The organism is Azospirillum sp. FG154, assembly GCF_057809575.1.
This window is the reverse complement of sequence record NZ_JBMDKF010000016.1, coordinates 50,623-75,636: the sequence shown is the minus strand read 5'-3', so window position 1 is coordinate 75,636 and position 25,014 is coordinate 50,623. Positions and strand designations below refer to the sequence as shown.

24 protein-coding genes are annotated in these 25,014 nt (G+C 67.1%); 7 read left to right on the top strand and 17 right to left on the bottom strand.

Going from position 1 to position 25,014, the window contains the following annotated elements:
* Positions 1–13: 13 nt before the first annotated feature.
* Complete coding sequence (locus ACODS4_RS18210) at positions 14–2,476, top strand: arsenate reductase (azurin) large subunit (RefSeq protein WP_488866163.1); 2,463 nt, start codon at positions 14–16, stop codon at positions 2,474–2,476.
* A 51-nt stretch (positions 2,477–2,527) separates the two neighbouring features.
* Positions 2,528–3,778 carry a DUF445 domain-containing protein gene (locus ACODS4_RS18205; protein ID WP_488866161.1) on the top strand — a complete coding sequence of 417 codons (1,251 nt, stop codon included), beginning with the start codon at positions 2,528–2,530 and terminating at the stop codon, positions 3,776–3,778.
* A gap of 8 nt (positions 3,779–3,786) precedes the next feature.
* Here the strand turns inward: ACODS4_RS18205 and ACODS4_RS18200 are convergent, their stop codons facing one another.
* The gene (locus ACODS4_RS18200) at positions 3,787–4,164 is read right to left on the bottom strand and encodes an ArsR/SmtB family transcription factor (protein ID WP_488866159.1); all 378 of its coding nucleotides are present in this window, start codon (positions 4,162–4,164) and stop codon (positions 3,787–3,789) included.
* Positions 4,165–4,225: 61 nt separating this feature from the next.
* Complete coding sequence (locus ACODS4_RS18195; protein WP_488866157.1) at positions 4,226–5,251, bottom strand: ArsJ-associated glyceraldehyde-3-phosphate dehydrogenase; 1,026 nt, start codon at positions 5,249–5,251, stop codon at positions 4,226–4,228.
* Positions 5,252–5,609: 358 nt separating this feature from the next.
* Between ACODS4_RS18195 and ACODS4_RS18190 the strand changes: the two genes are divergently transcribed.
* The 5 genes from ACODS4_RS18190 (at position 5,610) to ACODS4_RS18170 (ending at position 12,558) form a co-directional block, all read left to right on the top strand.
* On the top strand, positions 5,610–5,924 hold the full coding sequence (locus ACODS4_RS18190) for a hypothetical protein (RefSeq protein WP_488866155.1): 315 nt from the start codon (positions 5,610–5,612) through the stop codon (positions 5,922–5,924).
* Between the two features lie 196 nt (positions 5,925–6,120).
* Positions 6,121–7,449, top strand: a complete 1,329-nt coding sequence (locus tag ACODS4_RS18185) for a cation:dicarboxylate symporter family transporter (protein WP_488866153.1) — start codon at positions 6,121–6,123, stop codon at positions 7,447–7,449.
* Between the two features lies 1 nt (position 7,450).
* Positions 7,451–10,126, top strand: a complete 2,676-nt coding sequence (locus ACODS4_RS18180) for a heavy metal translocating P-type ATPase (RefSeq protein ID WP_488866151.1) — start codon at positions 7,451–7,453, stop codon at positions 10,124–10,126.
* Between the two features lie 26 nt (positions 10,127–10,152).
* Complete coding sequence (gene arsJ, locus ACODS4_RS18175) at positions 10,153–11,448, top strand: organoarsenical effux MFS transporter ArsJ (protein ID WP_488866149.1); 1,296 nt, start codon at positions 10,153–10,155, stop codon at positions 11,446–11,448.
* A 12-nt stretch (positions 11,449–11,460) separates the two neighbouring features.
* Positions 11,461–12,558 carry an SPFH domain-containing protein gene (locus ACODS4_RS18170; RefSeq protein ID WP_488866147.1) on the top strand — a complete coding sequence of 366 codons (1,098 nt, stop codon included), beginning with the start codon at positions 11,461–11,463 and terminating at the stop codon, positions 12,556–12,558.
* A 49-nt stretch (positions 12,559–12,607) separates the two neighbouring features.
* Here the strand turns inward: ACODS4_RS18170 and ACODS4_RS18165 are convergent, their stop codons facing one another.
* The 15 genes from ACODS4_RS18165 to hmpA form a co-directional block, all read right to left on the bottom strand.
* Complete coding sequence (locus tag ACODS4_RS18165; protein ID WP_488866145.1) at positions 12,608–13,477, bottom strand: phosphate ABC transporter ATP-binding protein; 870 nt, start codon at positions 13,475–13,477, stop codon at positions 12,608–12,610.
* Entirely contained in the window at positions 13,474–14,352 is an 879-nt protein-coding gene (pstA, locus tag ACODS4_RS18160) for a phosphate ABC transporter permease PstA (protein WP_488866143.1), read from the bottom strand. The genes ACODS4_RS18165 and pstA overlap by 4 nt, the downstream gene beginning before the upstream one ends.
* Positions 14,345–15,244 (bottom strand): phosphate ABC transporter permease subunit PstC, encoded by a 900-nt coding sequence (gene pstC / locus ACODS4_RS18155; RefSeq protein ID WP_488866141.1) that lies wholly within the window; start codon positions 15,242–15,244, stop codon positions 14,345–14,347. The genes pstA and pstC overlap by 8 nt, the downstream gene beginning before the upstream one ends.
* On the bottom strand, positions 15,210–16,121 hold the full coding sequence (locus ACODS4_RS18150) for a phosphate ABC transporter substrate-binding protein (RefSeq protein ID WP_488866139.1): 912 nt from the start codon (positions 16,119–16,121) through the stop codon (positions 15,210–15,212). The genes pstC and ACODS4_RS18150 overlap by 35 nt, the downstream gene beginning before the upstream one ends.
* Positions 16,122–16,363: 242 nt before the next feature.
* A complete protein-coding gene (locus tag ACODS4_RS18145; protein ID WP_488866137.1) occupies positions 16,364–17,380 on the bottom strand; it encodes a F0F1 ATP synthase subunit gamma in 1,017 nt (338 codons plus the stop codon).
* Positions 17,377–18,924, bottom strand: a complete 1,548-nt coding sequence (locus ACODS4_RS18140) for a F0F1 ATP synthase subunit alpha (protein ID WP_488866135.1) — start codon at positions 18,922–18,924, stop codon at positions 17,377–17,379. The genes ACODS4_RS18145 and ACODS4_RS18140 overlap by 4 nt, the downstream gene beginning before the upstream one ends.
* Positions 18,896–19,675, bottom strand: a complete 780-nt coding sequence (locus ACODS4_RS18135) for a F0F1 ATP synthase subunit B family protein (protein WP_488866133.1) — start codon at positions 19,673–19,675, stop codon at positions 18,896–18,898. The genes ACODS4_RS18140 and ACODS4_RS18135 overlap by 29 nt, the downstream gene beginning before the upstream one ends.
* 11 nt (positions 19,676–19,686) lie before the next feature.
* Positions 19,687–19,926, bottom strand: coding sequence for a F0F1 ATP synthase subunit C (locus tag ACODS4_RS18130; protein ID WP_488866131.1), 240 nt, complete (start codon positions 19,924–19,926; stop codon positions 19,687–19,689).
* A 3-nt stretch (positions 19,927–19,929) separates the two neighbouring features.
* The gene (locus ACODS4_RS18125) at positions 19,930–20,604 is read right to left on the bottom strand and encodes a F0F1 ATP synthase subunit A (RefSeq protein ID WP_488866129.1); all 675 of its coding nucleotides are present in this window, start codon (positions 20,602–20,604) and stop codon (positions 19,930–19,932) included.
* Entirely contained in the window at positions 20,601–20,894 is a 294-nt protein-coding gene (locus ACODS4_RS18120) for an N-ATPase subunit AtpR (RefSeq protein WP_488866127.1), read from the bottom strand. The genes ACODS4_RS18125 and ACODS4_RS18120 overlap by 4 nt, the downstream gene beginning before the upstream one ends.
* Positions 20,895–20,896: 2 nt before the next feature.
* Positions 20,897–21,211: an AtpZ/AtpI family protein gene (locus tag ACODS4_RS18115; RefSeq protein WP_488866125.1), complete on the bottom strand. Its 315-nt coding sequence runs from the start codon at positions 21,209–21,211 to the stop codon at positions 20,897–20,899.
* Entirely contained in the window at positions 21,208–21,693 is a 486-nt protein-coding gene (locus tag ACODS4_RS18110) for a F0F1 ATP synthase subunit epsilon (protein ID WP_488866123.1), read from the bottom strand. Before ACODS4_RS18110 ends, ACODS4_RS18115 begins: the two co-directional genes overlap by 4 nt.
* Entirely contained in the window at positions 21,693–23,120 is a 1,428-nt protein-coding gene (atpD, locus tag ACODS4_RS18105; protein ID WP_488866121.1) for a F0F1 ATP synthase subunit beta, read from the bottom strand. The genes ACODS4_RS18110 and atpD overlap by 1 nt, the downstream gene beginning before the upstream one ends.
* Positions 23,121–23,270: 150 nt before the next feature.
* Positions 23,271–23,705, bottom strand: a complete 435-nt coding sequence (locus ACODS4_RS18100; protein WP_488866119.1) for a hemerythrin domain-containing protein — start codon at positions 23,703–23,705, stop codon at positions 23,271–23,273.
* 81 nt (positions 23,706–23,786) lie between these two features.
* Positions 23,787–24,962, bottom strand: coding sequence for an NO-inducible flavohemoprotein (hmpA, locus tag ACODS4_RS18095; protein ID WP_488866117.1), 1,176 nt, complete (start codon positions 24,960–24,962; stop codon positions 23,787–23,789).
* Positions 24,963–25,014 lie beyond the last annotated feature (52 nt).

The following is a 25,014-nucleotide window of genomic DNA, read 5'->3' as shown; positions in this document are numbered from 1 at the left end:
AGCTCCGCGAACCATGACCTACAAGCGCAACATCGCCCGGCTGCCGATCCCCCCCAGGGATGCCCGAGTCCAGAACGTAACCTGCCACTACTGCATCGTCGGCTGCGGCTACAAGGCGATCAGTTGGCCGGTGAACCGGCAGGGCGGCCCGGCGCCCGACGCCAACCTGTTCGGCCTCGACCTCGCCCGCCAGCAGGAGCCCGAAACGGCCGGCTGGTTCGCGCCGTCCATGCACAATGTCGTGAAGCAGGACGGTCGCGACGTCCAGCTCGTGATTCTTCCGGACAAGGCCTGCGAGGTCAATTCCGGGCTGGGATCGATTCGGGGCGCCCGGATGGCCGAGATGTCGTTCAGCCAAGTCACCGGCACCCAGCAACAGCGTCTGACCGATCCCAAGGTCTGGCGCTACGGCGGGATGTTCCCGACCTCCTGGGACGACGCCCTGTCGCTGGTGGCCGAGGTGACGCGGCGGGTGATCGAGGAGCAGGGCGAGGACGGGCTTCTGGTGTCCGCTTTCGATCATGGCGGAGCCGGCGGCGGCTACGAGAACACCTGGGCGACCGGCAAGCTCTATTTCGAGAGCATGAAGGTGCGGAACATCCGCATCCACAACCGGCCGGCCTACAACTCCGAAGTCCACGCGACCCGCGACATGGGCGTTGGCGAGCTGAACAACTGCTACGAGGACGCCGAACTCGCCGACACCATCATGGCCGTCGGGCAGAACCCGTTGGAATGCCAGACCAATTATTTCCTGAACCACTGGGTTCCCAACCTGCGCGGGGCGTCGCTGGACAAGAAGCGCGCCCAGTTGCCAGGCGAGCCTCACACCGCCGCCCGCGTCATCATCGTCGATCCCCGGCGCACCGTCACCGTCAACGCCTGTGAGATCGAGGCCGGGGCGGACAACCTGCTGCATCTGGCGATCAACTCGGGCACCGACCTCATCCTGTTCAACGCCCTGCTGACCGAGATCGCCGCCAGGGGTTGGCTCGACCGCTCCTTCGTCGACGCCTCGACGCGCGGCTTTGCGGAGGCGCTGGAAGCCAACCGCACGTCGGTGGAGGAGGCGGCGCGGGTGACTGGCCTGTCGCCCGCCGACATCCGCAAGGCGGCGGCCTGGATCGCCGAGCCCAAGGCCGGCGGCAAGCGGCGCCGGACGATGTTCAGCTACGAGAAGGGGTTGATCTGGGGCAACGACAACTACCGGACCAACGCGGCGCTGGTGAATCTGGCGCTCGCCACCGGCAACGTCGGCCGTCCGGGCGGCGGCGTGGTCCGCATGGGCGGGCACCAGGAAGGCTATGTCCGGCCGAGCGACGCCCATGTCGGGCGGCCCGCCGCCTATGTCGACCAGCTCATCATCGAGGGCAAGGGCGGCATCCATCACGTCTGGGCCTGCGACCATTTCAAGACGACGCTGAACGCCAGCGCGTTCCGCAACGCCTACCGCCGACGCACCAACATCGTGAAGGACGCCATGGCCGGGGTTCCGGCGGGCGACCGCGAGGCGCAGATCGAAGCCATCATGGGCGCCATCCGGCAGGGCGGGCTGTTCTCGGTCGATGTCGACATCGTGCCGACCCAGATCGGCGAGTGCGCCCATGTGGTGCTGCCGGCGGCCACGGCGGGCGAGATGAACCTGACCTCGATGAACGGCGAGCGCCGCATGCGCCTGACCGAACGCTACATGGACCCGCCCGGTCAGGCGCTGCCGGATTGCCTGATCGTCGCCCGTCTCGCCCGGCATCTGGAGCGCAGCTTCACCGCCGCCGGCAAGCCGGACGCCGCGTCGAAATTCCGGGGGTATGACTGGACGTCCGAGGAGGACGCGTTCATGGATGGTTACCACCGCCACGCCAAGGGCGGGGAGTTCGTGACCTACGAACGCTTGCGGGCCATGGGCGCCAACGGGTTCCAGGAACCGGCTGTCGGCTTTGAGAACGGCCGGATCGTCGGCACCCGGCGGCTCTTCACCGATGGAACCTTCGGCACCCCCGACGGCAAGGCGGTCTTCCTGACGGCGCCCTGGCGAGGTCTTCAGGCGCCGGGCAAGACGGCGGAGCGGGACGCCTTTCCCTTCTTAATCAACAACGGGCGCACCAACCATGTTTGGCAGTCGGCCTATCTCGACCGCCAGAACGAGCTGGTGACTGACCGTTGGCCGTACCCGTTCATCGAGATCAATCCCGAGGACATGGCGGCGCTGGGCGTCAAAGCGGGCGATCTCGTCGAGATTTACAACGGCAACGGCTCGACTCAGGCCATGGCCTACCCGACGCCGACCGCCCGGCGCGGCCAGACCTTCATGCTGTTCGGCTTTCCGACCGGCGTGCAGGGCAACGTCGTCTCCGGGGGAGTCAACGAACTGGTGATCCCGAACTACAAACAGACCTGGGCGAACATCCGCAAGATCGCCGACGCGCCGGAGGCGACCAAGGGGCTGACCTTCAAGTCACCCGAATACCGGGCATGAGCGCCGCGATGACCGTCCCCGCCGATGTCTTGCCCCATCGATAAGGTCGTCATGCTGGCGAATTCCGAGAGGGAGGCCGCGCAACGCGCGTTGCTGCGGCGGAACCGCAGCATGGCGACGTCGCTGCTGGTGCTGGCCGGCGCGCTCTATGCCGCCCTGAAGACGGTGCCGGACCCCGGCTTCGCGGTCCAACTCGCGCTGGCCGGATCGGAGGCCGCCATCATCGGCGCGCTCGCGGATTGGTTCGCAGTCACCGCTCTGTTCCGCCGCCCCCTGGGGTTGCCGATCCCGCACACCGCCATCGTCCCCCGGAATCAGCGCCGCATCGGCGAAGGCCTGCGCCATTTCGTCGAGCGTCATTTCCTGGACCCGGCCATCGTGTCCGAGAAGCTGCGGGCGGCCGAGCCGGTCGAGGTGGCGGCCCATTGGTTGCGTCAGCCGGAGAACGCCGGGCGGCTGGCGGCCAGCGTCGTCACCGCCTGTCCCGACCTGATCCGGGCGGTCGAGAACGACGATTTGCGCCATTTCGTCTCCACGGCCTTGGGACGCCAGATGCGGGACGTCGCCATCAGCCCCCTGCTGGGCAAAGCGGTTGCGCTGCTGTTGTCGAGCGGACAGCACCGGCCCTTGGTGGACCGTCTCGTCGCCGCCGGGATCGTCTTCATCGACCGCCACGAAAGCCAGTTTCAGGTCACGGTCGAACAGCGCAGCGCGTGGTGGATGCCCAAGTCGGTTGACCGTCGGATTTCCCATTCCGTGGTCGAGTCCCTGAAGCAGATGCTGCGGGACCTGCTGGATCCGGCCTCGCCGGCCAGCCGGGAACTGGACGCCGCCTGCGCCGGTTTCGCCAGGGGGTTGGAGAATTCTGCGGCCGTGCAGGACCAGTTCGAGCGGCTCAAGAACCGCATCGTCGAACAGCCGGAGATCGAGGGTTGGATTCAGGATCTGTGGTCGCGGCTGCGCGACGAGGCGTTGAGGGATCTCGAATCGCCGGACTCGCGCACCACGCGCTGGGTGGCGGCGGCGCTCCAGTCCATCGGCGAAACACTGGAGAACGACGCCGACCTGCGGGCCAAGCTGAACGGGTTGATTCAGCAGATGCCCTACGGCGTCATCGAACCGACCAGGGACGGCATTGGCCGTTTCCTGGTCGCCGTCGTGCGCAGTTGGGACGCCCGCGACATCAGTGACAAGGTGGAGCTGGCGCTGGGCGCCGACCTGCAATATGTCCGCATCAGCGGCGCCATCGTCGCCGCCATCGTCGGTTCGGCGCTGTTCCTGCTGTCGAAGCTGACTGGGTAGTCTGCGCCTCAGGCGCAGCTTTTTCGCGTCGTGGAAGCGCCCGTACCGCAGTTCTGGACCGTCTCGGCCTGTTCCAGGGGCTGAACCTGGCACATCTCCGGGTGGCCCTGGCAGCAATTCTCGGTCAGGAAGCCGAGCAGCGCCTGGAACCGGTCGACATCGACGCTGTAGATGATCGACCGGCCCCGGCGGCGCGACAGCACCAGCCCGGCATGGCTCAACTGCGACAGGTGGAAGGACAGGGTCGCTGGCGGGACGCCCAAGCGTTCCGCCAGCATTCCAGCCGGCAACCCCTCCGGTCCCTGCTGGACGAGCACGCGGAACGCGGCGAGGCGATGCTCTTGCGCCAGCGCGCTCAACCCCGAGATGACGTCCTTGATTTTCATGGGCGCCACCCTATCCGAGGGACCCTCGGTCATCAACTGCCCCGTTGGCGAACGGGCGCCGTCAGCGGGCATGGCCACGCGCCATCCCGACCGCAACCTTGGCCGCCAGGTCGATCATGCGGTGGGCGTAACCGAACTCGTTGTCATACCATACGAGCACTTTCACCTGCGTGCCGTCCACCACCATGGTCGACAACCCGTCGACGATGCCGGAACGAGGGTCGTTGACGTAATCCACCGACACCAGCGGCCGCTCCTCGTACCCGAGGATGCCGGCCAGCGGGCCGTCGGCCGCCGCCTTGAACAGGGCGTTGACCTCCTCCACGGTCGTCGACCGCGCCACTTCAAACACGCAATCGGTCAGCGAGGCGTTGAGCAGCGGCGCCCGCACCGCGACCCCATTCAGCTTGCCCAGCAGTTCGGGATAGATCAGGCCGATGGCGGTCGCCGATCCCGTCGTCGTCGGGATCAGGGACATCAGGCTGGATCGCGCCCGCCGCAGATCCTTCAGCGGCGCATCGACCACGGTCTGCGTGTTGGTCACGTCATGAATCGTCGTGATGACGCCGTGGCGGATGCCCAGACCCTCGTGGATCGCCTTGACCACCGGCGCCAGACAGTTGGTCGTGCAGGAAGCGGCGGTCAGAAGATGGTGCGTGTCCGGTTGGTAGAGATGGTCGTTGACGCCCATCACGATGTTCAGCGCCCCTTCCTTGACCGGGGCGGCGACGATCACCTTGCGCACGCCACGGTCGTGATAGGGCTTGAGCGTCTGCGGCGTGCGGAATTTGCCGGAGCATTCCAGCACGATGTCGACGCCGAGCTTGCGCCAATCCACCTCGCCGGGAACGGGGGCGTTGCTGAACCCGATGCGCACGCCGTCAACGAACACCGATTCGCCGTCCGTCGCGACCGGAACGTTCCAGCGGCCATGGACGCTGTCGAATTCCAGCAGATGGGCGGCGGTCGCCGCACCGCCGGCGATCTCGTTGATGTGGACGACCTCCAGCCCCGCGCGGCCCTGGCAGGCGCGCAACGCAAGGCGGCCGATCCGGCCGAATCCGTTGATTCCGATCTTTATCGACATTTGAACCTCTTGAAACGGGCGTAAAGGCCATGGCGCCATGGGGTGGCGCCTTTTGTCCTCATGTGATAGCCATGAATACATTTGCATGATGAATACATACGAATGAATTCGATGAATGTCAAAACGACATTCATTTCGAGTACCATTTGATTGTCAAAACTGCAATTCATATCGCTGTGGCCGTATTCTCTATAATTTCTCTCAAAAAGCGATTTACGCGCGACATTTCCATGTTATCATGAATATCAGATTATTGCCCGTCAGCAACTCTTGGCTTCGCTGCCGGGCTGGTTGAGGCCGACCCCCCATGGGGGACGGCTTGACCGACCGAAGCCACCCATCGATAAGGAGCACCGTCTTGGCACTTCCCCTTCTGTCCGCCGCCGGCAAGATCCTGGCCTCCCGCGGCGCTTTCTTCTTCTATGGCGCCGTTGCCGGGCCGATTGTCAGCAAGGCCGCCGAGCCAGTGACCCAGATCGGTCGTTCTCTGCTGAAATCCGGCATCAGGGGCGCGTTGCTCGTCGGCGCGACCGTGCAGAACGCGGTCACTGGCGCCAAGGACAGCCTGAGCGACGTCGCGGCCGAAGTCCGCGCCGACATCGCCAAGGCCGACGCGCCGCCGCCTGCTGAAAACGCCGCCGCAGCGGCGCCGACACCCCACGTTCCGGCCTGACGCGACCGGGTTGGCCCCGTCCGCCGGGCGGGGCCTCCACCGTGGCGTCGCGGCGTCCGCCGGGCGCTCACGCGGGACGTGAGATCTTCCCCTTCATCTTTCGACAGTCCGCGACTCCCTCCCCGGGCGCGCCGTACCGGCCCGCGCCAAGAGCCGGGCTTTGCCGATTTTTCGCCGCGACATCCGAACCACGGCCATGCTGACCATTTTGCGATACGCGGCGACCCACAAGATTCTGCACGCCGCCGGCGGTGTGGCCGCCGGGGTGCTGTTCGGCGCCGCATTCCCCTTGGCGAACGTCTTGGCGGGCGTGGTCGGTCGAATCATCGGCCTGTATGATCTGGTTGCACCCCTCGTGCTCTACGCGATCCTGGCGCCCTCGCTCCTGCGGATGATGCAACAGCACGGCGGCGGTGGCGCGCGCTTTTCCCTCTACACAACCCTGTGGTTCGCCGCCGCCCGCATCGCCGCCTGCCTGTTCGCCATCGCCGCCGTGTCGGTGATCTATCAGCTTCCGTTGGTGGGCCTGCTTCCACCGCTTGGCGGCACGGGTGGTCAGGGTACGGCGCCGTTCGCCGGCGCCCTGCCGATGTTCGGCCATCTGCTGGTCGAGAGTCCCTATTTCCATGCGATCTACGCGTCGGTGGCCACCGCCGTCCTGCTGCGCAACCGGCATGGCCGGTTGATCCGGCTGCTCGCCGCGCTGCCGAACGCGATCGAGGATTTGGGCCTGTGGCTGACCCATGTGGCGCCGCTGTTCGCCTTCCTGGTCGGTGTGTATCTGATAACCATGCCGGACGTCCTCGACCTCGCTTTCCGCGATCATGGCATCGAGCGGTTCGGTCTGGTCCGCATCCTGGGCGTCGAGCTGCGCCCGACCACCCCGCACGGCATCTTCCTGGTCTATCTGGCCGTCGCGCTGCTGACCGGCCTGCTGTGTTCGGTCTGGCACGCGGCGCTGCTGTATCACGTCAAGCGACGGATCGTCGGCTTCTCGGTGAAGGATTACTTCAACAACTACTTTGTGAAGGTGTACCCGCTGTTGTGGGCCACCGGATCGGAAGCGGTCGCCATGCCGACCAACCTGCATCTGATCGCCCGCCATTACCCCCATGTCCAGGAATCGATCCGCAACTTCACCATCGGCGCCGGATCGGTGCTGAACATGAACGGGTCGCTGATCTGCTGCTTCGTGCTGGTCCCGGCGGTGTGCATGACCATCGGCGTTCCAGTCAACGTGCTGAACCTGCTGGTCTGCCTTCCGGTGATCTACGTGCTCGGCTTCGGCGTTCCCGGCATTCCCGGCGAACTGGTGCTGTTCGCCGGGCCGGTCATGGCGGCGCTGGCGGTGCCGCCCGAACTGGAGTCCGCTTTCCTGCTGATCTTTCTGAGCTGGCAGATCGGATTGCCGGATTCGTTCCGGTCCGGCGCCAACTCCACCGACAACTGCCCGGCGGCCCTGCTGCTCAACGACGTCTACCAGCGCAGATTCGCCGTCGCCACCAACAAGGACGAAGGACCCTGACATGGTGAATTCCAAGGCCGACCGGATCGGCCTGACCGACTTCGTGGTGACCAGCTTCACGCCCGGTCATCTGGTGGTGACGCTGTCGGCCCGTGCCGCCCCGATCGTCAAGCGGGAAACCGGCGCCCTGATCGCCCAACGGTTGGCCGAGCGGATCACCATCGACGAGACGGGGACCGCCTCCGTCGAGTACGACAGCCGCCGGTTCGGCGAATCGGAGTTTCTGTACGGGCTGCTGGCTCATTTTGGCATGAGCGAGGAGGCCGAGTTCCTGACCGGATACCGACCGTCCAAGCCCGCCAAGACGGCCAAACCCGCGAAACCGGCCGCCGCCCCGACCGCCGCCGCGCTGGCGCCGCCGCCGGGGGCGCCCGTCCACCCGACCGCCGCCATCGCCGAGTCCCCGGCTCCCGGCGCCGACCAATGGACGGTGAAAAGCGACCTTCCCGGCCGCCTGCGGTTGCTGCACCCTTACATGCGCAGCTACCCCTCGGTCGTGCAGGCGGTCGAATCGCGCCTCACCAATCTCGATGGGGTGATCTCCTTCGCGGTGAACGCCGGGGTCGGCACCGTTCTTGTGCAGTATGACCCCAAGCTGGTCGGGCGCGACGGCATCGTCGAAAGCCTGACCGGCGCGGTGTCGGCGGTCATCCGCCATTTCGCCATCGAGGGCATGCCCAAGGCGGAGTTCCACATCGACCGGACGCCGCTGCAACTGACGCTGTCCACCGCGTCGATGCTGCTGGCGGGAGCCTCGTTCTTCGTGCCGGGCCTGCGGCTGGCGGCGGTGCTGACGACGGCGGTCACCTCGTCCCACATCGTTGTCAGCGCGGCCAAGGCGATCGCCGTCGAACGCCGCATCAAGGTCGACATCCTGGACGCGACCGTCATCATCCTGGCGCTCGCCTACCGCCATGTCATCCCAGCCGCCATCATGGTGTGGGTGGTCGACGTCAGCAACGTGCTGCTGGACGCGTCCTCCAAGGCGCAGCGCCGGACCCTGGCGGAAATGTTCGGGCGGCAGGTGCGCAAGACCTGGCGAATGATCGACGGCGCCGAGATGGAATGCCTGGTGTCCGAGTTGCAGAAGGGCGACGTCATCGTCGTCCGCTCCGGCGAGCAATTGCCGGTGGACGGCGTCATTCTCGACGGCGAGGCGCTGATCGACCAGTCGGCCCTGACCGGAGAGCACGCGCCGGCCGAACGGGGGCCGTCCGACCGGGTGTTCGCCATGTCGGTCGTGCTGACCGGCAAAATCCAGGTGACGGTCAGCGAGACCGGCGAGAACACCAACGCCGCGCGCATGGTGAAGATCATCGAGCAGTCGTTCGACCACAAGGTCGATCTGCAATCCCTGACCGAGACCTTCGCCGACGTGATGGTGGTGCCGACGCTCAGCCTCGGCGGTCTGGGCTACGCGGTCGCCGGTCCCGGCGCCATGATGGCGGTCATCAACGCCGACTTCGGCACCGGCATCCGCATCGCCGGTCCGCTGGCCATGCTGTCGTCGCTGTCGGTCGCCGCAAAGAACGGCATCTTAATCAAGAAAGGCCGTGTTCTGGAGAAGATCTGCAAGCTGGACGCGGTGGTCTTCGACAAGACCGGCACCCTGACGGAGGAGGTTCCGACTGTCGAGCGGGTTGTGTCCTTCGACGGCGCTTTCACCGAAAACGAGGTTTTGGCCCATGTCGCGGCGGCGGAGCGGCGCTTCAAGCACCCCATCGCCCGCGCCATCCTGAACGCCGCCGCAGCGCGGAACCTGGATCTGCCGGCGATCGAAGAGGCCGATTACCGCATGGGGTTCGGCATCCAGGTCCGCATCGGCGGCAAAGCCTTCACCATCGGCAGCCTGCGCTTCATGCAGAACGAGAGCATCGGCATTTCGGCGGAGGTGGCCGGACTGGCGGACGGCATCCACGACGAGGGCGGCTCGACCATCTTCGTCGCGGCGGACCGCCGTCTGGTCGGGCTGATCGAGTTGCAGGCCAGCCCGCGCCCCGAGGCCCACGAGATCATCCAGACTCTGCGGGAAAAGCGCGGCATCAGCGAAATCTACCTGATCTCCGGCGACCACGAGGCGCCGACCCGCAACCTTGCCCGGCGCCTGGGCATCGACAAGTATTTCGCCGAGGTGCTGCCGCAGGACAAGGCGAAATACGTCAAGCAGTTGCAGGATCGCGGGTTGAAGGTCGCGATGATCGGCGACGGCATCAACGACACGGTCGGGCTGGCGCAGGCCGACTATTCGATCTCGTTGCGCGGCGCCGCCGACGCGGCCACCGACATCGCCGACGTGGTGTTCATGGACGGCAATTTCGCCAAGTTCGACCTGCTGTTCGAGATTTCCGAAAATCTGGAGGCCAACGTCAAGCGCAGCTTCGCGTTGACCCTCGTGCCGAATTCGGTTTGCATCGTCGGGGCGTTGGCTGGCGTGTTCGGGCTGGGATCGTCGCTGATCCTGAACAACGCCTTCAACCTCGTCTCGACCGCCAACGGGCTGCGCGCGCAATCCGCCCTTCAGAAGCGCCTTGCGGCGAAGCAGGCCGGGCCGATGATCGACCTCATTCCCGTGTCGGACGACGGGGCGCTCGACGGCGTTCCGGGGTTCGAGCTGGCGCTGGACGCCGCCATCCACCATCATCGGGCGTCGGGACCGGTCGCGGCCACCCTTCAGTGATCCTTTTCAAAAAGCATGTCTGACAGATGAGCATCGGCCGGCGAGTCATATCCTTCACCATTCCGTATCTGGGCTTCGAGCTGACCGACGGCGCGATACGCATGATGGTGGTTCTTCACTTCCATGCGTTGGGCTTCAATCCGTTTCAGATCGCGGCTCTGTTCCTGCTGTACGAGGTCGCCGGGATCGTCACCAACTTTGTCGGCGGCTGGCTGGGCGCCACCTTCGGGCTGGAGAAGATCCTGATCGCCGGCCTGATGATCCAGGTTCTCGCCATGGCGATGATGACCGTCGGCGACGCCCATCTGTCGGTCTTCTACGTCATGGTCGCCCAGGGGATGTCGGGGACCGCCAAGGATCTGGTCAAGGTCGGCTCGAAAACCAGCCTGAAGTTCGTGATCCCGGAAGGGTCGGACGCCGCGCTGTTCAAATGGGTGTCGATCATCACCGGATCGAAGAATGCCCTGAAGGGCGTGGGGTTCCTGCTGGGCGGCCTGATGATGACCAGTCTCGGCATGCAGATTTCCATGGGCGTCATGGCGGTCTGCCTGGCTGTCGCCACCTTTCTTGTGATTCCGACCCTGCCGAAAGGGCTGGGTCGTGCGACCAAAAAGGTCAAAATCAAATCGCTGTTCTCCAAGACCCCGGCGATCAACATCCTGTCGGGCGCCCGCTTCTTCCTGTTCGGGTCGCGCGACGTCTGGTTCGTGATCGGGCTTCCTGTCTTCCTTCAGGAAATCGCGGGGTGGAGCTACACGGGGGTCGCCGCCTTCCTCTCCTTGTGGATCGTCGGCTATGGCGTCGCCCAATCGGTGGTATCGCGCTTCTTCAACGGCGACGACCTTGCGGTGACGATGGGCCATACGTCGGTGGCGCTGTGGACCGCCAATCTGATGTTCTTTCCCATCGGCATCGTGGTCGCCGTGACCGCCGGGATCGACCCCACGGTGGTCATCGTCGTCGGCCTGCTGGGCTATGGCGTGTTCTTCGCCGTCAACTCGATCATCCACTCCTATCTGGTTCTGCTCTACAGCGACCGGAAGAAGGCGGCGGCCGATGTCGGCTTCTACTACATGGCGAACGCCGGCGGCCGGCTGGTCGGCACGCTGATGTCGGGTTGGGCCTACCAGACTCATGGGCTGGTTGGCTGCCTTGTCTGGTCCGCCGGTTTTCTGGCGACGGCCGCGCTGATTTCCCTGCTCCTGCCACCGCTCGCCCGCACCGCAGGCGAGGAAACGGGAGACGGGGGCGTGGATGTGAAGCCTCCCTTCAATGAAGGTTCGCCGCCGCTCGATACGGGCGCGGCGAGCACTCCATCCTGAGACTGAATGGTCATGGAAGATTTGCCGGATCAGTTGTTCGACCGCTCGTCCCGCGTCCGGGGGGGGGACATGTGGGGCCGGGGCCGACCGGAGGCAGCCGGGCCGAAAGCGCCGCTGTCGGAGCGGCTTCTGGCCTGGGGCGTGCAAGCACAGCTCGCCGTCATCAAGGTCTCCCTTCTGGCCAAGATATGGGCGGTCAAGGGTGTTTTCCGGCTGTTCCGGTCCCGGAAGACCGAACCGGTCAGTCACGAAACGGAAATGTTGCTGGCCCAGAAGCGGCTGCACAAATTCGTCGTCCGCATCCTGTTCACGAAGCTGCTGGTCGGGCTTGTGGTGCTGGCCGCCTCGCTGACCTACACCAACCCCTACGCGCCGCCGGGCCATGAGGGCTATGTTTACGAGCGACCGCGCATCCTCGGCGCCGGCGGTTTCAAAGGGGTCATCACCGGGCCGGCGAATTTCGGCATTTCGCTGTGGCGCAACGAGATCATCACCATCGACGTGCGGCCGACCACCTACACCGAGGATTTCACCGTCCTCACCCGCGACGATCTGAACATCCGGTTCAAATTCCACGCGGTCATCGCGCTGAGGCCCGGCAGCATGCAGACCATCGTCGATGATCTCGGGGGCGAGAACTGGTACGCGCGCTACGTCCGCGAACCCTTCCGCTCCTATGTCCGCGACGCTCTGCAAAAGCACAAGAGCACCGACATCAAGTCGCTGATGGGCGAGATCGCCCGCGACGTGAAAAGCAACCTGGACGCCTATGTCGCCAACACGCCTTTCATTCTGGTCAGCCTGGACGCTGGCGACATCGACTATCCCGAGGTGGTGGCCCAAGCCGTGCAAAAGAAGCTGTCGGCGCAGCAGCTTCTGGAGGAAAAAGAAATCCTGATGCAGATCGCGCGCAAGGACGCCGAGATCAAGATCGTCGAGGCGAACGGCAGCGCGGAGGCCCAGCGAGTCGTCTCATCGACCCTGACGCAGAACTACCTTCAACACGAAGCGATCCAGGCCCAGATGAAGCTGGCGGATTCCCCCAACAAGGCGACCATCTACATCCCCATCGGCAACAACGGCATTCCGCTGGTCCGCAACACGGACTGAGAGGCGGCGAACCGCCTCCCCTCATCGTGGCTCCCATCGTGTTTGCCCGTCAGCCGATGCCGCCGGAGATGTAGAGCCGGGTCAAGTCCTGCGCGGGCGCGTGGAAGATCTGGTCGGCCTCGCCGGTTTCCAAGAGCTGGCCGCAGCCGTCGTGACTCCAGAACAGCGCGACATGATCGCCCAGGCGTTTGGCCTGCCGCAGATTGTGCGTGACGATCACGATGGTCAGCCGCCGCTTCAGGGATTCGACCAGATCCTCGATCACTCCGGTGGCGATGGGGTCGAGCGCGCTGCACGGCTCGTCCATCAGCAGGGCCTCGGGCTGAAGCACCAGGGCGCGGGCGATGCACAGGCGTTGCTGTTGTCCGCCGGACAGCAGTTGCGCCGGGGAATCCAGCCGGTCCTTGACCTCGTTCCACAGCCCGACGGACTGGAGCGCCGTCTCGATCGCCTCGTCGAGGGCGGCGCGTCCGCGCATGCCGTGCTCGCGCAGCGGCAATTCCAGATTGCGGCGGATCGACAGCGGAAACGGGTTCGGACGTTGGAAAATGAAGCCGATGCGCTTGCGCAGCGCGATCTCGTCGATGCGCGGCGCCAGGATGTTCTGCCCACCCAGCGTGATGCGTCCCGACACCGAACAACCGTCGATCGCAAGCGCCAAGCGGTTGAGGCAAGAAAGGAAGCTGCTCTTGCCGCAGCCGGACGGGCCGATGATGGCGGTCACTCCACCCTTCAGCAGATCCATCGAGACCGACGACACGGCGACCTTGCGGCCGTAGCGGACGGTGACGTCGCAGACCCGCCACAACGGCGGCGCGCCGTCGGCGGGGCCAGGGGCGACGCTGGGCGCGACGCCGGGCGCGACGTCGTTGGCCGGTCCCGCCTCGCCGTCCCAGGTCTCCAGGGCAACGCGACTCATCTGGTTGCCGGGGACAGGCCGGCCAATCGTTGCCAAAGACTGCTCATCCATAACACCGCTCCATTGATCAACAGCAACAGGCCGAGCAGGACGACGGCCGATTTGTAAGCGTTGGCATCCCCGCCCGAGACGTTCATGGACAGGTCGAAGATGTGGACCGACAGCGCCCGACCGGAATCCCACGGCGACGAGGGCATCCGGTCAACGTAGCCGCTGGTGAAGATCAGCGCGGCGGTCTCCGCCAACGACCGGCCGACCGCGAGCAGGGTGCCGATCATGATGCCCGGCATCGCGACCGGCAGGATCACGCGGAGGATGGCGCTCGACTTGGAGAAACCCAGCGCGGCGGCGCCCATGCGGTAGCTGCGGGGCACGGCGGCGAGGCTCTGTTCGGTCGTGCGGATCAGCACCGGCAGGCACATGCAGGCCAGGGTCAGGCCGCCCGCGACGATGGAGAAGCCCAGATCCAGGACCTTGCAGAAGAACGCGTTGCCGAAGATGCCGAAGATGATCGAGGGAATGCCGGCCAGCACGTCCAGGCTCAGCCGAACCAACCGCGCGCCCCGGTGGGAGGGGGAGACGAACTCGGACAGCAGCAACGCGGTGGCGACGGAGAGCGGCAGCGATACCGCCAGGCAGACGAAGAGGATCAGCAGGGTCGAAACCAGGATGGGGCCGATCCCGCCCTGTCGTCCGGCGCGGCGCGGCGCCTCGGTCAGAAACCCCCAGTCCAGCCCCCCGAGCCCGTGGGCGAGAAGATCGCCGAGCATCCAGCCGACGAACAGCAGCACAAGGACGGGCGCGACCCAGACCAGCAGGGCGTGCCGGTCGATGGATGAGCAACGGAGCCGGAGCGCGACGGAGTGTTCAGTCATGGCGGCGATCCGGGCCGACGGCCTCGGCGACGCACACGGTTGCCAAAACCATCAGGGTCAGGGCGAGGCCGCTGACGAACAGGGTGGAGCGGTGGAAATCGCCGGCATAGGCGATTTCCAGGGCGATGTTGGCGGCCAGCGTCCGCAATGGATCGAACAGGCTGGACGGGATCTGGACGACGTTGCCGGAGACCATCAGCACAGCCATGGTTTCGCCCAGCGCACGACCGGCGCCCAGCACGACGCTGGTGGCGAGGCCGCGTTTGGCGGCTGGAAAGGCCACCTTGGTGACGATCGACCATTTGGACAGGCCCAACGCATGGCCGCCCAGGATCAGATCCGGCGGAACGGCGCGCAGGCTGACCGTGGCGACCATGCTGATGGTCGGCAGCACCATCATGGCCAGCACCAGGATCGCCGCCAGCAGGCTTGCCCCCGGCTGGGCGATCCGACCGATGATCGGCACCAGCACGACCAGCCCCCAAAAGCCGTAGACGACCGACGGGATTCCCGCCAGCAGTTCGACGATGCGGGCGTAGGCGCCGGCAACGGCGCGCGAGGCGTAGAAACAGCAGAAGATCGCCGAGAGCAACCCCAGCACCGCCGACAGTGCGAGGGCGCCGCTGGTGACCAGGAAGGTTCCCACCACCATCGGCCAGAGGTTGAAGCGGTCCGAGGTGGGGTGCCAAGTGGCGTCGGTCAGGAAGCGCAGCACGCCGATGTGACGAAGGGCGGGCCACGCTTCGATGACGACCACCGCGATGATGATCGCGATGATTAGGCTGACCAGAATGGCGACCGACCACAGCAGGATCGGCAAAGCCCGGTCGCCATAGGCGATGGCGGGTTTGATCCGGTCACTGGAGGGGGACGAAAAAGAGGTCTTTGACAAGGTCGGACACCTTCGGCGATTGGGCGAACTCGATGAACTCTTTCGTCAGGCCGGTTGGCTCGGCTTTCACGACAAGGTTCAGTTCGCGCACGATCGGAAATTTCTTTTCCTTGACGGCGTCGACGGTGGGAAGAACGCCGTTCAAGGGCAGTGGCCGGATCGGCAGGCCGCTGTCAGCCGAATAGACCGCCGCGCCGATGGAGACGTAGCCGATGGCAAGCGGATTGCCGACGATCACCTTGATGGCCTGCTCGTTGTCGCCGACCACCACGTCGGCGGTGATCTGCGGAGAGGTCAGCTTGAAATGGTCGAGGAACAGTTCCAGGGTGGAGCGGCCTTCGGCCTTGTTCTCGATGACGATGCGGCCCGGTCGACCGCCGACGTCCGCCCAGTCGCGGATCTTGCCGGTGTAGATCGCGACGATCTGATCCGTGGTCAACTCCTTCACCGGATTGTCCTTATGGACAATCAGCGTGATGCCGTCGAGCCCGATCGAATAGGATTTCAGATCGGCTTCGGACGCCTTCAAGGCACGGGACACCATGCCGATGTCGGCCAGCCCCTCGCGCGCGTCGCGGATGCCGCGCGACGAACCGCCAGTCTGGACATCGACCCGGAGGTCGCGGTGGGTTTCCTCGAAGCGCTTGCCGATCTCGGCGGCCAGCGGAGCGACCGTGCTGGCTCCGGTCAGGACCAAGCGCTGGGCCGCCTGCGCAGGAAGGGCGAGAATGGTGAGAAAGGCGATTGCGATGCTGCCAATGGCGACCGCGAATGAAGCCCGGCGTATCAATCGAAGAGTGTTCATTGTGATCCTTTGGCAGCGATGCGTTTTCCCGCCCTTCGGAGCCGCTCGGGACTCTGTTGTCTGGAGCGGCAAAGCACCAATCGGATACAGACTGAAAGAGAAATCCTCTTTTCAGAAATACATACGATTGAATGCATCCTATGAGAGTTTTAATACATAAAACATCTATTAAAGGTATTGCTTGAGAGGGCGTCACTGTCAATGAAAAGCTGTTCGACAGTTCCAACAATTTTAAATTGATGCTGAGACCAGGATTGTGCTCACCCGCGCTCAGCGTGATGACAGGAGCCTGGTCAAGCGCATCCTTGGCCGCCTTATCGAGCGGGCGGTCCACGCTGCGGCCGAGGATGCCGCCGCGCGCCGCCCAGCGCCTCGGCCCCCGTCGCCAGCTCGATCAACTCGCTGGTCACGTCCTCCTGGCGCAGGCGGCGGGCGACGCCGGTCAGATCCTCCAGCGTCGCCTCAATGTTGCTCTGGACCGTCAGCATCACCGCCAGCCGGGCGGCGTTTTCGGCGGCGAAGCCCTCCATGGCGGCTTCAGCCAGCCGGGCGAAGACATACTCGTCGATCAGCCGGTTCACCAGGGCGGCGGGCGGCAGGTTGGTCAGCGGCGGCGATCCCCCCGGCGTTGGCTGGGGGAAACGGGCGACATCCAACGGCAGCAACGTTTCGCGGCGGATCTCCGGCGGCGCGCCGCCGATGGTTTGCCCGAACAGCAAGGACACCGGCCCCACCCGATGCGCGGCGGCGGCCTTGTAGAACGCCTCGGCGGCGGCGCGGGCGGTCGCGGGCACGCCGTCGGCGCGGGTCGCCATCGGCGCCACCCAATCCGCCGCCCTGCCCCGCTCCTCCAGCAGCGCCGCGCCCCGGCTGCCGACCACCCACAGCGCGTGGTCCTTCGGCGCGGCGAGCGCCGCCTCGACCAACCGTTCGGCGAAGGCCCCGACGAAGCCATGCTCGGGCGCGAACAGCAGCAGGACCGGGCGGTCGTCGCCCCCTCCCCGACCCTCCCCCGCTTCGCGGGAGAGGGAGGCTGGAGCGTCGTCGGGATGCGGCGATTGTCCCCTCTCCCGCGCCAGCGGGGGAGGGTTAGGGAGGGGGCGAACTGTGGCCGAACGGCTCCAACCCTGTTCCCCCGCCCCGTCTTCGGTCAGGGCGAGCGCCTGGCCCAGCGCGCGCTCGATCACCGCCGCGTAGGCGCGCGCGCCGCCCAGCAGGCCCAGCGCCTGTTGCAGCCAGACCCCCGCCAACGCCCGCATGGCGTCCGTCACGGCGCTGAGGTCCTGAACGCTGGCGCGCCGCGCCTCGACCTCGGTCAGGCGTTCGGTCATGGCGCGGCCCCCGGCGACGGCCCCAGCGCGCGGACGGCGTCCGCCACGGCGGCGCGCAGCTCGGCGCGGGCGGCGTCGTCCAGCGCGCCGCCGCGCGCCAGATGGGCGGTCGCCGCCAACGTCTGGGCGTCCAGCCCCGCCGCCAAGGCCGCCTGAAAGCGCGGCAGGGCGTCGAGCGGAATGGCGTCGAGCGTTCCATCGTCCAGGGCCAGCAATTGCGCCAATTGGCGGGCCAGCGGTTGCGGCGCCAGAGACCGTTGGGCCAGCAGCGCCCGCATCCGCTGGCCATGGGCCACGGCCTTGCGGGTGCGGTCGTCCACCATGCCGCCGAAGCGGCTGAAGGCTTCAAGCTCCAGAAACTGGGCGTAATCCAGGCGCAGGGGTTCGGCCAGCCGCCGCAGGGCTGGGGGCTGCGCCTTGCCGCCCACCCGCGACACGCTGCGCCCGATGTCCACCGCCGGTTTCTGCCCCTCGTGGAACAGCTTGGCGTCCAGAACGATTTGGCCGTCGGTGATCGAAATCAGGTTGGTCGGGATGTAGGCCGACAGGTTGCCCGCCTGGGTTTCGGCGATGGGCAGCGCGGTCAGCGACCCGCCGCCCCGCGCGGGCGACAGCTTGGCCGCGCGCTCCAGCAAGCGGGCGTGCAGGTAAAAGACGTCGCCGGGGTAGGCCTCGCGCCCCGGCGGGCGGCGCAGCAGCAGCGACAATTGCCGGTGCACGGCGGCGTGCTTGGTCAGATCATCGACGATCACCAGCGCGTGCCGCCCGCTGTCGCGAAAATGCTCGGCCATGGTGAAGCCGCTGTAGGGGGCCAGCCATTGCAGCCCCGGCGGGCTGTCGGCGGCGGCGACGACGAACAGGCAGCGGTCCGCCGCGCCGCCCGCGCGCACCGCCTCGATCACCGCGCGGACGCCGGACGCCTTTTGGCCGATGGCGATGTAGACGCATAGAACGTCGCCGCCGCGCTGGTTGAGGATGGCGTCCACCGCGATGGCCGTTTTGCCGGTGGCGCGGTCGCCGATCACCAATTCGCGCTGCCCGCGCCCCAACGGGAACATGGCGTCGATCACGGCGGTTCCGGTCAGCATCGGTTCCGTCACCGCCGCCCGGTCGGCGATGGTCGGGGCGGGGCGCTCCACCGGCTCCCAACGGTCGGCCTCGACGGGCGGCCCGCCGTCGAGCGGGTTTCCCAGCGGATCGACCACCCGGCCCAGCAGGGCGTCGCCGACCGGCGCGCGCACGACGGCCCCGGTCCCGCGCACGATGTCCCCGGCGGACAGATGGCGGTCCTCGCCCAGCAGCACGCAACCGATGTCCTGGTCAAGATCGACCGCCAGCCCGGCCACCCCGCCGGGAAAGACCAGCCGTTCGTCCGACCGCGCGCCGGGCAGGCCGGACACGCGGGCGACGCCGTCGCCCACCGATTCAATGCGCCCGATGGATTCAAAGCGCGGGTTGGCGGCCACGCCGTCCACCCGGCGCAGCGCCTGCGGCAGCCAGAGATCCAGCGCGTCCTTAAGCGGCGTCGTTTTGGGTGCGGTCATCGCGCGTCAGCTCCTCCATCGCCTCGGCCAGAGCCTGTTTCCAGGAATGGCGAAGGACGCTGTGCGGAAAATGCAGCTCCACCCCCGCGATCAGGCCGGGATCGTCGCCCGTGTCCAGCGCCACGGGCCGCCCCAGGGCGGTTTCCAGCCGCGCCCGCGCGTCGGTCAGTGTTCCCTCGCCCAAGGGCGCGGCGCTGACCAGCCGCAGCGGCAGCGGATTGGGCGGACTGGCCCCATCCTCGACCAGCGCGCGGCGGTCGGCCTCGGCCAGCCCGGCGACGCTTTGGCAGGCTTCGATCAGGAAGCGTTGGGTCAGGCTGGCCGCGCCGTCCGCCGCGCCCAGCAGCCGCGCCGCCACCGCCAGAGCCAGTTCGGCGGCGGCCTGCCGCTGGCCGTTGACCGCTTGGCGGCGCTCGTCGTCCAGGGCAGCGGCGGCTTCGGCCAGCAGGCGCGCGGCCTCGGCGCGGGCGCGCTCAAGCAAATCGGCGCGTTCGGCGTCGGCCTGACGGCGGGCGTCGGCGAGCAGGCGGTCGCGCTCCTCCGACAGCCCGGCCCGTTCGCCCTCCAGCCCCTGCCGCAGCCGTCCGGCGTCGGCGCGGGCGGCGTCCGCCTCGACCCGCGCCCGTTCGGTGGTCGCCTGCCGTTCGGCGATCACCGCCAACACCGGGCGGTAGAGGAAATGGCGGAGCAGCCACGCCAGAACCAGAAAATTGATGGCCTGAAGAAGCAGCGTCCAACCGTCGATTCGCATGGCCGCCCCCTTCAGACGAACGGATTGGCGAACAGCAGCAGCAGCGCGATGACCAGACAATAGATCGCCATCGTCTCAATCATCGCCAGCCCGACGAACAGGGTGCGCGACAGGGTGTTCGCCGCTTCGGGTTGGCGGGCGATGGCCTCCATCGCGGCGGCGACCGCCCGCCCCTCCGCCAACGCCGGGCCGATGGCGCCGACCGACACGGCGATGGTCGCGCACAAAACGCTGATGGCGTGGATGTCCATGGCTTAACCCCTTTCGATGGAGCCGACCGCGCCGCCGATGAAGACGGCGGCGAGAATGGTGAAGATGTAGGCCTGCACAAGCCCCAGCAGCAGTTCCAGCGCCATCAGCGGCACCGGCACGAACAGCCCGGCCAGCGACAGGACGATGCCGATGACGAATTCGCCGCTCATCACGTTGCCGAACAGGCGCACCGACAGCGAAAAGGCCCGCGTCAGCTCCGCCAGGATGTTCAGCGGCAGCAGCAGCGGCGTGGGTTGGGCGAAGCCCTTCAGATAGCCCCACAGCCCGCGCGCCCGCACCCCCAACGCCTGGGTGGCCAGCAGCACGACCAGCGCCAAGGCCCCGGCGGTTTCCAGGAACGCGGTGGGGGCCTTCAAACCGGGAACCAGCCCGGTGAGGTTGGCCGTGGCCAGATACAGGAAGAGCGTGCCGAGCAGCGGCAGGAAGGGGGCGGGGTCGGCCTGCATGGTCTCGCCGATCTGCCGGTTCAGCGTCTGCACCACCAGCTCCAGCGCCGTTTGCACGCGGCCCGGCTCCACCACGCGCAGTCGCCGCGTCGCCAGGGCCGATCCGAGAGTCAACACCGCCATCAGGCCCCAGGTGGTGAGAACCGGCAGGGTGATGGTCACAGGCCCCAGCGCGAAGGCGATTGGGGCGGTGAGAGGCGATTCGATCATGATCGCGCCTCCTGCGTCGGGTTTTTCGCTTTTTCGCGGCGGACGATCACGACGCGGGCGGCGTGGAAACCGACCAACATGCCCAGCAGCGCCGCCGCCCCGGCCAAGGCGGCCAGCGTGAAGGCGGCGACCGCCCCGACCAGCCGCAGGGCGTAGAGCGGCAACACCCGGCGGACGCCGCCGTCCAGGCAACGGTCGATCGTGACGGCGAGGCTGCGGAAGAACAGGACGCCCAGCGCCGCCCCGGCCAGCAGCCCCAGCAGGGCCGACAGGATGGTGGAGATCGTCATGTTCACCGCTCCTCCTCGATGCGCTTCCAGGCCAGCCAGCCGCCGAGAACCACCCCGGCGAAGATCAGCGAGGCGGTCCAGAAGATTCCCCCCCCAACCATCCGGTCGAGCCAGCGTCCGATGAACAGGCTGACGAGCAGCGGCGTCACCACCAGCCAGCCAAGCGCGCCGATCAGCGCCAGATTGCGCCCGATGGGCCGTTCGCCCTCGCGCGCCCATCGTTCGCGCCGCTCGCGGCGGCGGCGCACCGGCTCGGCAAGGTGGTTGCGGCCATTGCCGTTGGAAGCATCCGGTTTTGGGTTGGTCGGTTCGGTCATGGCGCGTCCCCTTCCCCGCCCCCGCCGTCGCGCAAGGATGGCGGGGCGGTTCGCCGGTCGGGGCGCAGGTAAGACAGGATGTGACGAACCGCCGCCAGCCGCAGCCGCCGGGCGCCGCCGCGCGCCTCGCCCTCCGCCGCGCGCTCTTGACGGAAGCGGGTCAGCACGTCGCGCTCCAGCGTGGCCAGATCGTCGCCCGCCACCGCCTCCCGCGTCGCCACGGCGATCCGCGCCCCGTCGGCGACGGTCAGCACGCCGCCGCGCACCGCGCAATGGCGCTCCCTCCCGGTTCCGTTTGCGTCGTCGTCCGCTTCGCGCCAACTGACCACCGACACCGACAGCGCGGTCAACAGATCGGCGTGGCCGGGCAGGATTCCGAACGCGCCGCTGTCGTCCTCCGCCCGCAGATGGGTGACGGCGGCGCTGCGCGCGACCACGGCGGTCGGGGTGGTGATGACCAGATCCAGGAATCGGCCCGCCATCAGCGTTTCCCCTCCGTTTCGCGGGCTTGCGCTTGCGCAAGCGTGCCGGTCATGAAGAAGGAGGATTCGGCCCAATCGTCGCCGACCCCGTCCAGAATGGCCCGGCATCCGGCCAGCGTGTCGGCCAGCGGCACGCTGACGCCGCTGTGGCCGGTGAAGGCCTCCGTCACGGCGAAGGGCTGGGTCAGGAAACGTTGCAGACGGCGGGCGCGCTTGACCGCCAGACGGTCGGCGGCGCTCAACTCCTCGACGCCCAGCAGGGCGATGACGTCCTGCAAATCGCGGTAATGGGCGATGGTGCGGCGGACGTCCTCGGCCAGCCGGTAATGCTCCTCCCCCACCACCAGCGGGTCGAGCAGGCTGGAGGTGGAGGTCAGCGGGTCGATGGCCGGATACAGCCCCTCCGCCGCCATGGCGCGGGACAGCACGATGGAGCTGTCGAGATGGCTGAACAGCTCGGCCACCGCCGGATCGGTGAAGTCGTCGGCGGGGACATAGACCGCCTGGATCGCCGTCACCACCGCCCCGTCGGTCGAGGCGATGCGCTCCTCCAGCTCAGCGACTTCGCTGGCGAGAGTCGGTTGATAGCCGACCCGCGACGGCAGCCGCCCCAGCAGGCCCGACACCTCCGCCCCCGCCTGGACGAAGCGGAACACATTGTCCATCAGCAGCAGCACGTCGCGCTTGGCCGCGTCGCGGAAATGCTCGGCGATGGTCAGCGCGGTCAGGCCGACGCGCCAACGCGCCCCCGGCGGCTCGTTCATCTGGCCGAACACCAGGGCGGTGCGGTCGAGCACGCCCGACGCGCGGGTTTCCTCCCACAGCTCCTGGCCTTCGCGCGACCGTTCGCCGATGCCTGCGAAAACGGAAACGCCGCTGTGCAGGTCGGCCATCTTGCGGATCAGCTCCATGACCAGCACGGTCTTGCCGACCCCGGCCCCGCCGAACATCGCCCCCTTGCCGCCGCGCGCCAGCGGGGCCAGCAAATCAATCACCTTGATGCCGGTGGCGATGGGTTCCCGCTTGGACGAGCGTTGGGACAGCGACGGCGGCGCGCGGTGGATCGGCAGGCGCGGCCCGTCGGCGGGCAGATCCGGCCCGCCGTCGCGCGGGGTTCCCATCACGTCGATCAACCGCCCCAGCACGGCGTCGCCGACCGGCGCGGTCAAAGGCGCGCCGGTGGCCCGCGCCGCCACGCCGCGCGCCAACCCGGAGGTGCTTTGCAAAGCGATGGCGCGGGCTGTTTCGGGATCCAGGTGCGACTGAACCTCGGCGATCAACCGCTCCGGCCCGTCCCACAGGATTTCGACGGCCTCCAGCAACGCCGGAAGCGCGTCTTTGGGAAAGGCGAGGTCAAGCACGGATCCATGAACCGCTGCCACCCGCCCAAGAGACGGGACGGCGCGGGGCGCGTCGGAAGGCTGCATGATGATTCCAGCCGAAAGGCTCGGAAGGCCCAAAAGGCTCACAAGATAGGGGAACGATGGGCGACGCCCTTCATTCCGCAGGACACAAGCCTACGCCCCCGACATCGGCCTGGGTATGGTCCAAATCAACGCAGTCAATGGTGAGAGGCGTCACGCGGCGGTTTTCTCCGCCCCCAGCCGTTCGGCCAGCGGGTAGAGTTCGGCGTTTTCGCGGGCGATCCGGTTTTTGAGCTGGTCCAGAATCGTCCTGGTTTCGGCGACGAAGCCCGCCGGATCCTTGGCGATGGCCAGCGGGCCGGGCCAGCGTTTGCGGTAGGCCTCAAAGCGCTGGGTCAACCCGCCCATCTCGTCGTGAAAGCGGGTGGCCAGACCGCGCAGCGTCGGATCGCCGTCGCGCGTCAGCCGGGGATAGAGCGCCTTGTCCTCCACCGCCAGATGGACGGAGAATTTGCCGAACAGCCGCACCAGATCGGCGGCGACCGGGGCCGGATCCGCCGCGACGCCCGCCGGGTCCAGCCGCCGTTCGACAGCCGCCGCCAGAGTCAGAACGTCGTTGTGATGGTCGTAGAAATTTCTCATGTCCATGATCGGACGTTCCTTGAAAACACAGGATGTTCGCTCCCCCATCCGGTAAGGAATGGGGGAGCGGGCGGACGGCGTGGGCGCTCAGGCGACGGCTTCCTTGGGACCGAAGAACTCGTGGAAAATGGCGCCGCTCGGCAGGCCCAGCGCGGTCAGGGCGGCGATCACCGCCGCCATGAAGGGCTTCGGCCCAACGACATAGGCCTCGGTCCCGGCGTCGGTCGGCAGCAGGGCGGCCAGTTGCTCCTGGTCCAGCAGGCCGATCAGGTCGGGTTGGTCGTGGGCGTCCGGTTCGGCGTAGCAATAGACGGTTTGCAAGGCGGCGTGGCGGGCCGCCAGCGCGTCGACATGGTCGCGGAAGGCGTGAACCGATCCGTTGATCGCCGCGTGGACATAGACCACCCGCCGCCCGGCGGCCAATGCCTGTTCGGCCAGCGGCAGGGCTGGGGTTTGTCCGACGCCGCCAGTGATGAGCAGCAGCGGCGCGGCGCTGTCGGTCAACACGAACTCCCCGGCGGGCGGGTAGACCTCCAGCTCGTCGCCCACGGCGGCGCGGTCGTGCAGGAATCCCGAAACCTGCCCGCGCTCCTCCCGCTTGACCGAGATGCGGTAGGTCTGGCCGTTCGGGCTGGCCGACAGGCTGTAGTTGCGGTGGACGGTTTCGCCGTCGATGGTCAGCTTCAGGCCCAGATATTGGCCGGGCTGGAAATCCATCACCCGCCCACCATCGACCGGGGCCAAGCGGAAGGAGGTGATGACCGCGCTTTCCGGCGTCTTTTCGACGATGCGGAAGCGCCGCGCGCCGCGCCAACCGCCGGTCAGCGCCGCCTTGCGGGCGTATTCGGCCTCTTCCGCCGCGATCAGCAGGCGGGCGAGCTGCCAATAGGCGGCCCCCCAGGCGTCGGCGATCTCCGCCGTCACCGCGTCGCCCAGAACCCGCCCGATGGCCTCCATCAGGCAGCTTCCGACAATCTCATACTGATCCGCTGTGATGTTCAGCGAGACGTGCTTTTGCACGATGCCCGCCACCGCTGACCCCAAAACCTCCAGCCGGTCGATGTTGGACGCGTAGGCGATGATGGCGTTGGCCAGCGCCTGCGGTTGGGCGCCGCCGCGCTGGTGGCTTTGGTTGAAGACGGCGCGCACCTCGGGGAAACGCTCGAACATCAAGGGGTAGAAGGTGGCGGTGATCTGGTTGGCGTGGGCGGCGACCACCGGGGCCGTGGCCTTGATGATGGCGGTCTGGGCGGGCGTCAGCATGGCGGGCGTGATCCTTTGTTGCGCGGCGAGATGTCGCATCTCCAATGGCAAT